The organism is Nonomuraea sp. NPDC001636 (assembly GCF_040298265.1).
Taxonomy (GTDB): Bacteria; Actinomycetota; Actinomycetes; order Streptosporangiales; family Streptosporangiaceae; genus Nonomuraea.
Map to the genome: position 1 here is coordinate 63084 of NZ_JBEOZT010000023.1, position 11487 is coordinate 74570.

The following is an 11487-nucleotide window of genomic DNA, read 5'->3' on the forward strand; positions in this document are numbered from 1 at the left end:
CCCGCCGGTCCCGGCCCGGGCCCTCTCACCTCACTGGAGTGATCCGTGACTCTCCGTAACGTGCTGACCGCGGGGCTCCTGCTCGGCGTGGCGGCCTGCGGCGGCGGCAAGGCCGCCACCCCGGCGACGGCGGCCGGGGGCGGGACCCTGACGATCCTGTCCAACCAGGACTTCTCCCACCTGGACCCGGCCCGCAACTGGACGATGCCCCAGATGGACTTCGGCATCCGGCTGCTCTACCGCACCCTCACCACCTTCAAGGCGGGCAGCCACGAGATCGTCCCGGATCTGGCCACCGACCTGGGCACCGCCTCCGAGGGCGGCAAGGTGTGGACCTTCACCCTCAAGGACGGCGTCAAGTACGAGGACGGCACCCCCGTCACCGCGAAGGACATCAAGTACAACGTGGAGCGTTCCTTCGCCCCCGAGCTGCCCGGCGGCCCCAACTACGCCCAGCTCTACCTGGCCGGCGCCGACGGCTACAAGGGCCCGCTGAAGGGCCGGCACCTGGACTCGATCGAGACCCCCGACGACCGGACCATCGTCTTCCGCCTCAAGCGGCCGGTCGCCGAGTTCTCCTCCACGGTGACGCTGCCGACGTTCGCGCCGGTGCCGGCCGCGAAGGAGACCGGCGCGCAGTACGACAACCGGCCCTTCTCCTCCGGGCCGTACAAGATCGAGCGCTACGACCGGGGCAAGGAGATGGTCCTGGTCCGCAACCCGCACTGGTCGGCGGCCACCGACCCGGTGCGCAAGGCCGCGCCCGACCGCATCGTGGTCAAGCAGGGCCTGCGGCAGGGCGTGATCGACGACCGGCTCATCGAGAGCAGGGGCGAGGACGCCACCTCGATCGCCTACACCGACGTCAGCGCCGCCAGCCTGGCCAAGATCCTGCCCCGGCCGGACGTGAAGTCCCGGCTGGTCAACGCCATGTCGGGGTGCACCGACATGATCGGCTTCAACACCTCCAAGCCGCCCTTCGACGACCTGAAGGCCCGGCAGGCGGTGCACTTCGCCCTGGACAAGCAGGCGCTCCAGACCGCCGCCGGTGGCCCGGCCATGACCTCGATCGCCACCTCCTACCTGCCGCCGGCCCTGTCGGGCGGCACGCCGCAGGACGTGTTCCACCTCCCGCCGACCGGGGACGTCGAGAAGGCCAAGGCCCTGCTGGGCGGGAAGACGCTGAACGTGCGGATGACGATCTCGACCGGCGACAAGGCGCTCGGCGAGGCCGTGCAGGCGTCGCTGAAGCGGGCGGGCGTCGAGGTCGTGCTCACGCCCGTCGATCCCTCGGTCTACTACGACACCGTCGGCGACACCGCCAAGACGCCCGACCTGTTCACCTACGGCTGGTGCCCCGACTACCCGTCCGGGGCGACGTTCCTGCCGCTGCTGTTCGACGGGCGCACGATCGTCGAGAAGGGCAACTCCGGCAACGTCTGGCAGTTCCGCGACGAGGCGGTGCAGAAGCGCATCGACGAGATCCAGGCCATGAGCGATCCGAAGGCCGCCGAAGCCGCCTGGGTCGAGCTCGACCGGCAGGTCATGCAGTCCTCGCCGGCGGTGCCGTACGCGTGGGACCGCAAGCCGATCCTGGTCGGCAAGGACGTCTCCGGCGCGGTGGGCCATCCCGTCTGGTCCGGGCAGCTCGACTTCGCCGTCCTGGGGGTGAGGCAGAAGTGAGGAACGGCTACCCCGGATACCGGCGGAGCCGGACATGACGGCGACGGTCGTCGCGGCGAGCCCGCCCGCCCGGCTGGTCAGGAAACGCCTGCTGGGCGGCGCCGCCACCCGGTTCGCGGTGGTCGTGGTGACGGTCCTGGTGCTGGTCGCGCTCGCCGCGCCGCTGCTCACCAAGCTGAACGGCTGGCCGCCGGACGCCTTCGACCCGTCCGCGATCGACCAGGAGCTGGCGGGCGTGCCCAAGGGGGCGCTGGGCGGCGTCAGCGGCGAGCACTGGCTCGGCGTCGAGCCCGTCAACGGCCGCGACGTGTTCAGCCGCGTCGTCTACGGCGCCCGCGTCTCGCTGATGGTCTCCACCCTGGCGACGCTGGTGTCGGTGCTGCTCGGCACCGTGCTCGGGCTGCTGGCCGGCTACCTCGGCGGCTGGGCGGACGCGGTGATCAGCCGGACCATGGACCTGCTCATGTCGTTCCCGAGCCTGATCTTCATGATCGCCCTCATCTCGGTCATGCCCGACGGCGACCGGATGGTCCTGCTGGTGTGTGTGATGGGCGGGTTCGGCTGGCCGTACATCGGGCGGATCGTGCGGGGGCAGGCGATCTCCGTCAAGCACCGCGAGTACGTGGACGCCGCCCGGGTCGGCGGCGCGCTGAACGGCGTCATCGTCTTCCGCGAGATCATGCCCAACATCACCGCGCCGATCCTCGTGTACGCCACGCTCGCGGTGCCCGCCAACATCGGCACCGAGGCGGCGCTGTCGTTCCTCGGCGTCGGGGTGCGCCCGCCGACCGCCTCCTGGGGGCAGATGATCCAGGAGGCGATGCTCTGGTACGAGGTCGACCCGATGTACCTGCTCGTCCCCGGCACCTGCCTGTTCCTGACCGTGCTCGCCTTCACCCTCCTCGGTGACGCCCTGCGCGACGCCGTCGATCCCAAGGGGGCGGCGCAATGACGTCGTACCTGGCCAGAAGGGCCCTCGCGGTCGCCGGCGTGCTGCTGGTGATCTGCGCGGTGACCTTCGTGATCTTCTACGTGCTGCCGTCCGACCCGGCGGTCCAGGCGTGCGGCAAGACCTGCACGCCCGAGCGGGTCGCCGAGGTGCGCGCGCAGATGGGGCTGGACCGGCCGCTGTGGGAGCAGTTCGGCGGCTACGTCGCGGGCATCGTCGCCGGGCGCCCCGGCTGCCACGTGCCCTGCCTCGGGTTCTCCTACCAGAACGCGCTGCCGGTCTGGGACCTGCTGATCGACCGGCTCGGGGCCAGCGCGTCCCTGGCGGTCGGCGCGGCCCTGCTGTGGCTGGCCGTGGGCGTCACGGTCGGGGTGGTGTCGGCGCTGCGCCGGGGGAGCGCCCTGGACCGGACGCTGATGATCGCCACGCTGACCAGCGCGTCCCTGCCGGTCTACTTCGTGGCGATGGTGCTGCTCCTGCTGGCGGTACGGGTGACCGGGCTGCTGCCGTACCCCGCGTACGTGCCGCTCACCGACGACCCCGCCGCCTGGGCCGGCAACCTGATCCTGCCCTGGGTCACGCTGGCCGCACTCTACGCCGCCATGTACGCCCGGCTCACCCGGGCGCAGATGATCGAGACGATGGCCGAGCCGTACATCAGGACGGCCCGCGCCAAGGGCCTGCCCGAGCGGACGGTCGTCGCCAAGCACGGCATGCGCGCGGCCATGACCCCGGTCGTCACCGTCTTCGGCATGGACCTGGGCGGCCTGCTGGCCGGCGCGATGATCACCGAGACCGTGTACGGCCTGCCCGGCGTCGGCCGGCTCGCCTACGACGGCATCGTCAAGTCTGACCAGCCCGTGATCCTCGGCACGACGCTGCTCGCGGCCTTCTTCATCGTGCTGGCCAACCTGCTCGTGGACCTGGTCTACGCGGTCATCGACCCCAGGGTGAGGTACTCGTGATCCTTTCCGTGCGCGACCTGTCGGTGAGCTTCGGCGACATCCGGATCGTGGACGGCGTGTCGTTCGGCGTCGAGCGGGGGCGGACCCTGGGCGTCGTCGGCGAGTCCGGGTCCGGCAAGTCCGTGACCGCGCTGTCGCTGCTCGGGCTGCACCGCCGGGCGACCGTCGCCGGGTCGATCGAGCTCGACGGGGAGGAGCTCGTCGGGGCCCCGGCCGAACGGCTGCGCCGGCTGCGCGGCAGCGCGGTGTCGATGATCTTCCAGGATCCGCTGTCGTCGTTGCACCCCTTCTTCACCGTGGGGGAGCAGATCGCCGAGGCGTACCGGCTGCACCGCCGGGCCGGCCGGCGGGCGGCCCGCGAGCGGGCGGTCGAGATGCTGGCCGAGGTGGGCATCCCGGAGCCGCGGCGGCGCGCCGGGGAGCATCCGCACCGCTTCTCGGGCGGCATGCGGCAGCGGGCGATGATCGCGATGGCGCTGGCCTGCGAGCCGGGCGTGCTGATCGCCGACGAGCCGACGACGGCGCTCGACGTGACCGTCCAGGCGCAGATCCTCGACCTGATCGCGCGCATCCAGCGGGAGCGGGGGCTCGCGGTCGTCCTGATCACCCACGACCTGGGCGTGGTGGCGCGCATGGCCGACGACGTCCTGGTCATGTACGGCGGCCGGACCGTGGAGCACGCGCCCGCCAGGGACATCTTCAAACGGCCGCTGCACCCGTACACGCGGGCCCTGCTGGACTCGGTGCCGGGCGCGGCGCCGCCGGACGCGCCGACCGGCACAGCGGCGGCCCCCGGCCGGGCGCGGCTGCGGGCGATCGCGGGGGCGCCGCCCTCGCTGCTCGCGCCGCCGCCGGGCTGCCGCTTCCACCCGCGCTGCCCGGCCGCCCTGGACGTCTGCGCGACCACGCGCCCGCCGCTCACCGGCGACCCCCACCGGGTCGCGTGCCACCTGGAAGGAGCCGACCACTGATGCTCTCCGTGCGCGACCTGCGGATGACCTTCTCCGGACGCCGCGGGCAACGGGTCCGGGCGGTGGACGGCGTGAGCTTCGACGTGCCGGAAGGCCAGGCGCTCGGCCTGGTCGGCGAGTCGGGCTGCGGCAAGTCCACCACCGGCCGCATGATCGTGCGGCTGCTGGAGCCCACCGGCGGGACCGTCACCTTCGACGGCCACGACATCACCCACCTGGGCCCCCGGGCCCTGCTGCCGATGCGCGGCCGGCTTCAGATGATCTTCCAGGACCCGTACGCGTCGCTCAACCCGCGCCACACCGTCCGGCAGATCGTCGCCGGGCCGCGCCGGACCGTCGACCGGGACGGCGTGGTCGAGCTGCTCCGGCTCGTCGGCCTGGACGCCGAGCACGCCGACCGCTACCCCCACGAGTTCTCCGGCGGCCAGGCGCAGCGGATCGGCATCGCCCGCGCGCTCGCCTCCAGGCCCCGTCTGGTCGTCTGCGACGAGCCGGTCTCGGCGCTGGACGTGTCCATCCAGGCCCAGATCGTCAACCTGCTCGCCGACCTGCGGGCCGACCTCGGGCTCGGCTACCTGTTCATCGCCCACGACCTGTCGGTGGTGCGGCACATGTGCGAGACGGTCGCCGTCATGTACCTGGGCCGGATCGTGGAGACCGGCTCGTCGGACACCGTCTACTCCGATCCCGCCCATCCCTACACGCGCACCCTCCTGTCGGCCGTGCCGGTGCCCGATCCGGAGGTGGAGGCCACCCGGGAGCGCATCGTCCTGCACGGCGACCCGCCCAGCCCGCTCGCGCCGCCGCCCGGCTGCACCTTCCATCCCCGCTGCCCGAAGGCGCAGCCGTTGTGCCGCACCGAGCCGCCCGCGCTCACGACGGTCAGGGGACGGCAGGTGAGCTGCCACTTCCCGGAGGAGTGAGCAGGCCGGTCGCCCCGAGCCCGGTACCCCGCGGCTCGGCAGGTCGCGGGCTCATTCGGGGGCGACCGGCGGGACGACCGGGTGCGGGCTCATTCGGGGGCGACCGGCGGGACGACCGGGTGCGGGCTCATTCGGGGGCGACTGGCGTGACGTAGACCTCGCGGATCTCTGGACGCCGCCGCAGCCGTTCCTCGACCGCGGCCATGGCCCGTTCGGCCCGGGGAAGGTCGGTGGCCGAGGCGAGGGTCACCCGGGCGGCCACCATGACCTGGTGGGGCCCGACGATCACCGCGATCACCTCGCGCACCCCGGTGACGTCCGGCACCTCGGCGATCGCGCGGCGGATGCGGGCCAGGTCGGCGGCGTCCACGCTGGGCGCGGCGATGAGGTTCTGGTTGAGCCGCAGCAGCAGGCCCGAGACCGCGACCAGCAGGATCCCGATCAGCGCGCTGCCCAGCGAGTCGAAGACCTCGTTCCCGGTCGCCTGGTGCAGCGCGAGGCCGGCCACCGCGATCGGGCCGCTGACCACGGCCGCCGCGTTGGCCAGGGTCACGGTCTTGGCCGCCGGGTCGCTGCCGGCCAGTAGCTCCGCCCACAACGACCGCCCGGTGACCGTGGCCCGCGCGCCGAGCGCCCGCACCGAGACGGCCAGGGCCCACCCGTCGGTGACCGTGATCAGCACGATCACCAGGTAGCCCAGCGCGTACGAACCGCCCGAGGCCGACGGCTCGCCCAGACCCTCCACGATCGAGGCGACGCCCCCGCCCACGAACAGCCCCACGGCGGCGAACAGCGACCAGAAGAAGATCTCCTGCCCGTAGCCGAGCGGGTGCCGTTCGTCGGCCGGACGCGCCACCCGCGCCAGCCCGATGAGCAGGAACACCTCCACCCCGAAGTCGGCCACGCTGAACATGGCCTCGGCGTACAGGATGGCCGAGCCGGTGACCGCCGCCAGGACCCCGAGGACGACGGCCTGCGCCCCCACGACCGCCATCGTGACGATCACGCTGGTCCGGCTGCTGGGCTGCGCGCTCATGCCCGCACGACCTCCCGGCCGGCGGTCATCGCTTCGGTGTCACCCGTACGACGGCGCGGCCGCGGTCGAAGGAGAGGAAGCGCAGGACGACGTCGTTCAGGGTGAGCGTGGTGACGCCCCGGATGTAGCCCGAGCAGCCCCCGCCCTCGTCGAACTTGCAGGTGGACGCGCCGCCCTGCTCGCCCTGGGAGCTCATGTCCCCGCCACCGGTGAAGTCGGCCTCCCACGTGACCTTGTCGCCCTGGACGCTCGCGACGGCGAACCGGGAGACCCCGTGACGCTGCCCGAACTTCAGGACGTCGCCCGCCCGGAGGGTGACCTCGCACCGGGCGTCCGCGCACCCGCCGACCTCCCGCCCGCCCTCGCCCGCGGCGGCACGGGGAGACGACCCGCCCGGCGCGGACCCGTCGGACGCGGACCCGTCGGACGCGGACCCGTCCGGCGCGGACTCGGAGGCGGCGGATCCGGACGTAGCGGGCGCGGACGGCGACGAGCGCCCGGCCGTCCCGACGGGACCGGCGCATCCGGTCAGCGAGCATGCCAGCAGGAGTACAAGCCACTTGACCATGGCAAACACCCTAGGCGCCGGGACGGACCCGGCCCCGGAGCCTCGCCCGGCGCGCCGCCGCACGTGCTCAACGAGTGACGCGCAGGGCCCACTCGACCGAGTCCGGGGCCTGGACCCGTACCGTCAGGGTCTTCCTGCGGCCCAGGTCGAGGCGGTTCATGATGGGGCTGATCAGGTCGTCGAGACAGGTGAAGGGCATGCTGATGCCCGGCTCCAGGATGATCTCCGCCTGGCCGTCGCCCCGGCACCGGAACAGCACCCACAGCTCGTCCTTGCCGGGCGGCACGTCGCCCACGACCATGCTGCCCCTCCGCGGTCCCGCCTTGAGCACGGTGGTGGTCCCGGCCTCCATACCCGGCAGGCGCAGGGCCTCATGACCGGGTGAGGGCGTGCCGGAGGGGGTGGCCTCCCGCCGTACGGCCGGTGGACCGGCCGGTGGCGCGGCCGTGCAGGCCGTCGCCGGCCACAGCAGGCAGCAGGAAGTGACGAGAGACGCCGTCTTTCGGATCGTCATGCCGAGATCCCCTCTGTCTGGCGCACCGGCCGGCGCACCCGCGGGCCGGTCACGAACGGAACGGGTCCTGGACGGGATGGAACACCCTGTAGTACGAGAGTCGTTCGCCGAAGCCCTCGATACCGGCCGGCCGCACCGGCCACGTCACCCGGCCGCCGGGCTCGCCTATGCTTCAGTGGATGGACGTCATCCATCCCCCCAAACTCAAAGCGGGCGACGTCGTCCGCGTCGTCGCGCCGGCCTGCTCGCGCGCGATGGTCATGGAGCACGACCACACCGCGCACATCGACGCCCGCTTCGCCGAGCTCGGCCTGACGCTCACCTACGGCCGCCACATCGACGAGCGGGACGCCTTCCACTCCAGCAGCGTCGCCTCCCGCGTCGCCGACCTGCACGACGCCTTCGCCGACCCGTCGGTGGCGGCGATCCTGACGGTCATCGGCGGCTACAACTGCAACGAGCTCCTGCCGCATCTCGACTGGGAGCTGATCCGGGCCAACCCCAAGATCCTGTGCGGCTACTCCGACATCACCGCCCTGCAGAACGCCGTCCTCGCCCGCGCCGGGCTGGTCACGTACTCGGGGCCCCACTGGTCGACGTTCGGGATGCGCGACCACTTCGAGCAGACCCTGGAGTGGTTCACCGCCGTCCTGTTCGGCGACGCGCCGGTCGAGCTGGGGGCGTCGAAGTACTGGACCGACGACCTGTGGTTCCTCGACCAGGACGGGCGCGAGCCGATGCCCAACGAGGGCTGGTGGCCGCTGCGGCCCGGCGCCGCCGAGGGGCGCGTCGTCGGCGGCAACCTCTGCACCCTGAACCTGCTGCAGGGCACGCCGTACATGCCGTCACTCGACGACGCGCTGCTGATCGTGGAGGACGACCTGGAGTCCCACCCGGCGATCTTCGCCCGCAACCTCACCTCGCTGCTCCAGGTCCCGAGCGCCGAGACCGTCCGCGGGCTGGTGATCGGGCGGTTCCAGCAGGCCAGCCAGATGACCAGGGCGCTCCTTGAGCAGATCGTCGAGACGCAGCCGGGGTTGCGGGACGTCCCCGTCCTGGCCAACGTCGACGTCGGCCACACCAACCCGCTGGCCACCTTCCCGGTCGGCGGCCGGGCCCGCCTGACGGTCGGCCCCGAACCGTCGCTGACCCTCGTCCGCCACTGACCCTCGTCCGCCACTGACCTTCGGCCGCGACTGACTCTCGACCGCGACTGACTCTCGACCGCGACTGACTCTCGACCGGCCGGCGACCCGCCGCCGCTAGGACGCGGCGGCGGGCTCGCGGCGCGGGGCCGTGGCCTCGGCCAGGGCCTTGCGCTCGGCCTCGACCAGGGTGCGGCAGCGCGCCGCCTCGGCCTCCACCCGGGCCTCGTCCCAGCCGAGCAGCCCCGCCATCAGCCGCGCCACCACCGGCGCCGCGTCGAGCGCGGCCGGGATCGCCTCGATGAGCATCCGGGTCCGGCGCGACAGGACGTCCTCGGCGTGCAGCGCGCCCTCGTGCGTGACGGCGTACACGACCTCGGCCCTGATCCACGGGCACCCCTCCACCAGCGGCTCGCCGAGCGAGCGGTCGTCGTCGACCAGGGCGAGCACCTCCATCGCGAGCGTGCCGTAGCGCTGGACGAGATGCTCCACGACGTCGGCGTCCACGTCGTGGTCCTCGGCCAGCCGCCGCACGGACGCGCGCACCGCCGGCAGCCCGTCGGCGCCGATCAGCGGCAGCCGGTCGGTCACCGACTCCGGCACGTCGAAGCCCTCCAGCGCCGCGTCGACCACGTCCTTGGCCATGACCCGGTACGTGGTGAACTTGCCCCCGGCGATCGTGGCCAGGCCCGGCGCCGGCACGTCCACGACGTGCTCGCGGGACAGCTTCGTGGTCGCCGAGCTTTCGTCGGCCGCCACCAGCGGGCGCAGGCCCACGTAGACGCCGACCACGTCGTCGCGGGTCAGCGGCCGGGCCAGCACGGCGTTGGCGCGGTCGAGGATGTAGTCGATGTCCTCGCCGGTGGCGGCCGGCTCCTCGCGGTCGCCGTCGTACTCGGTGTCGGTGGTGCCGACGATCCACCGCCGTCGCGTCCACGGGATGATGAACAGCACGCTCTTCTCGGTCGGGATGATCATGCCGGTGGACGAGTCGATGGCCTCGCCCGGCACCATGACGTGCACGCCCTTCGACATCCTGACCTTGAAACCGGCCGGCGCCGAGCCGGGCAGCCCGTTGATCGGGTCGGTCCACACGCCCCCGCACACCACCACGGCGTCCGCCCTGACGTCGAGGTCGCGGCCGGTCTCCTCGTCGTGCACGCGGGCGCCGACGACGCGCTCGCCGCCCTGCTCGCGCAGCATCTCGACGACCCGCGTCCGGGTGGCGACCACGGCGCCGTGCGCGGCGGCCGTCCTGGCCAGGGTGAGGGTGAAACGCGCGTCGTCCACCTGGGCGTCGAAGTAGATCATGCTGCCCGACACCGCGTCCTCGCGGAGGCCGGGCGCCATCCGGCGCGACTCCTTGACCGACAGGTACCGGTGCCGGGGCATCGGCCGGCGCATGCCCTCCAGCGTGTCGTACAGGGTCAGCCCGGCCCCCACGTACGGCCGCTCGATGAGCCCGTGCTGCAGCGGATACAGGAACGTGACCGGCTTGACCAGGTGCGGGGCCAGCCGCGAGACCAGCAGGTCGCGCTCCTTCAGCGCCTCGCGGACCAGCTTGAAGTCGAACTGCTCCAGGTAGCGCAGGCCGCCGTGGATGAGCTTGCTCGACCTGCTCGACGTGCCGGCGGCCAGGTCGCGGCTCTCCACCAGCGCGACCCGCAGCCCGCGGGAGGCGGCGTCCAGCGCGGCGCCCGCGCCGGTCACGCCGCCGCCGACCACCAGCATGTCGAAGGACTGCTCCGCCAGCCGGTCGATGGCTGCCTGACGGTTCCTGGCGTCCATCGCCCCGGTCATGTTCATGGATCCCCCGAACAACGCTTTGTGCTCAAACACTCACGATCCGTATACGTTTCCCCGATCGGGGAATGGCACACAACGCCGACACCACGAAAGCGGGGACAGCGGTGGTCGAACGTGTCAAACGCCTCGAACTGGCCGGTGAGCTCATCGCCGAGTTCGCCGGCACGATGGTGCTCATCCTGTTCGGTGTGGGCGTCGTCGCCCAGGTGGTCGCGGCCGGCATCGGCGATCACAACAGCATCGCCTGGGCGTGGGGGATCGGCGTCGCGCTCGGCGTCTACGTCGCCGGCCGCATCACCGGCGCCCATCTCAACCCGGCCGTCACGCTCGCGTTCGCGACCTTCCGCGGGTTCCCGTGGGCCAAGGTGCTGCCGTACTCGCTGGCGCAGACCGTGGGGGCGTTCGCCGGGGCGCTGCTGGTGCGCTGGAACTACACCGAGGTGCTGAACAAGGTGGACCCGGGGCACACGCTGAAGACCCAGACCGTCTTCTCCACCCTGCCCGGCAACGGCTCGCTCCCGGTCAGCGCCTGGGGCGGCTTCCGCGACCAGATCATCGGCACCGCCATCCTGATGTTCGTCCTGTACGCCCTGTCCGACTCGCACAACCTCGCGCCCAGCGCCAACCTCAGCCCGGTGGTCATCGGCCTGCTCATCGTCGGCATCGGCATGGCGTGGGGCGCCGACGCGGGCTACGCGATCAACCCGGCGCGCGACTTCGGGCCGCGCCTGGCCAGCTACCTCACCGGCTACTCCGGCGCCTGGCGCGACCAGTACGGCGACCTGTACTTCTGGGTGCCCATCGTCGGCCCCCTGCTCGGCGGCCTGGCCGGCGCCGGGCTCTACCAGCTCATGATCGCCCGGTTCCTCCCCGAGCCCGAGCCCGACATCGAGGACGCGGGCCGCGTCTGACCCGGCCGCGTCCGAC

At 72.5% G+C, this 11487-nt stretch carries 11 protein-coding genes; 7 read left to right on the top strand and 4 right to left on the bottom strand.

Annotated features, from left to right (window positions below; translation table 11 throughout):
* The first annotated feature begins 45 nt into the window (after positions 1–45).
* Genes ABT158_RS34825 through ABT158_RS34845 form a run of 5 tightly spaced genes read left to right on the top strand, consistent with a single transcriptional unit; the run spans position 46 to position 5491 of the window.
* A complete protein-coding gene (locus ABT158_RS34825; protein ID WP_352360863.1) occupies positions 46–1683 on the top strand; it encodes an ABC transporter substrate-binding protein in 1638 nt (545 codons plus the stop codon).
* Between the two features lie 34 nt (positions 1684–1717).
* A complete protein-coding gene (locus tag ABT158_RS34830) occupies positions 1718–2635 on the top strand; it encodes an ABC transporter permease (RefSeq protein ID WP_352360865.1) in 918 nt (305 codons plus the stop codon).
* Positions 2632–3597: an ABC transporter permease gene (locus ABT158_RS34835; protein ID WP_352360867.1), complete on the top strand. Its 966-nt coding sequence runs from the start codon at positions 2632–2634 to the stop codon at positions 3595–3597. Before ABT158_RS34830 ends, ABT158_RS34835 begins: the two co-directional genes overlap by 4 nt.
* On the top strand, positions 3594–4568 hold the full coding sequence (locus ABT158_RS34840) for an ABC transporter ATP-binding protein (protein WP_352360869.1): 975 nt from the start codon (positions 3594–3596) through the stop codon (positions 4566–4568). The genes ABT158_RS34835 and ABT158_RS34840 overlap by 4 nt, the downstream gene beginning before the upstream one ends.
* Complete coding sequence (locus ABT158_RS34845) at positions 4568–5491, top strand: ABC transporter ATP-binding protein (protein ID WP_352360871.1); 924 nt, start codon at positions 4568–4570, stop codon at positions 5489–5491. Before ABT158_RS34840 ends, ABT158_RS34845 begins: the two co-directional genes overlap by 1 nt.
* Before the next feature lie 127 nt (positions 5492–5618).
* Here the strand turns inward: ABT158_RS34845 and ABT158_RS34850 are convergent, their stop codons facing one another.
* The 3 genes from ABT158_RS34850 to ABT158_RS34860 all read right to left on the bottom strand — a co-directional run bounded on the left by ABT158_RS34850 (position 5619) and on the right by ABT158_RS34860 (position 7609).
* Positions 5619–6527, bottom strand: coding sequence for a cation diffusion facilitator family transporter (locus ABT158_RS34850; RefSeq protein ID WP_352360873.1), 909 nt, complete (start codon positions 6525–6527; stop codon positions 5619–5621).
* Positions 6528–6552: 25 nt separating this feature from the next.
* Positions 6553–7095 carry a hypothetical protein gene (locus ABT158_RS34855; protein ID WP_352360875.1) on the bottom strand — a complete coding sequence of 181 codons (543 nt, stop codon included), beginning with the start codon at positions 7093–7095 and terminating at the stop codon, positions 6553–6555.
* Between the two features lie 67 nt (positions 7096–7162).
* Entirely contained in the window at positions 7163–7609 is a 447-nt protein-coding gene (locus ABT158_RS34860; RefSeq protein WP_352360877.1) for a hypothetical protein, read from the bottom strand.
* Positions 7610–7788: 179 nt separating this feature from the next.
* Here ABT158_RS34860 and ABT158_RS34865 point away from each other — a divergent pair, with 179 nt between their 5' ends.
* Entirely contained in the window at positions 7789–8775 is a 987-nt protein-coding gene (locus ABT158_RS34865) for a S66 family peptidase (RefSeq protein ID WP_352360879.1), read from the top strand.
* Positions 8776–8871: 96 nt separating this feature from the next.
* Here ABT158_RS34865 and glpD read toward each other — a convergent pair whose 3' ends face one another.
* Positions 8872–10554: a glycerol-3-phosphate dehydrogenase gene (gene glpD, locus ABT158_RS34870; RefSeq protein WP_352360881.1), complete on the bottom strand. Its 1683-nt coding sequence runs from the start codon at positions 10552–10554 to the stop codon at positions 8872–8874.
* Positions 10555–10664: 110 nt separating this feature from the next.
* Between glpD and ABT158_RS34875 the strand changes: the two genes are divergently transcribed.
* Positions 10665–11471, top strand: coding sequence for an MIP/aquaporin family protein (locus ABT158_RS34875; protein WP_352360883.1), 807 nt, complete (start codon positions 10665–10667; stop codon positions 11469–11471).
* Positions 11472–11487: the final 16 nt, after the last annotated feature.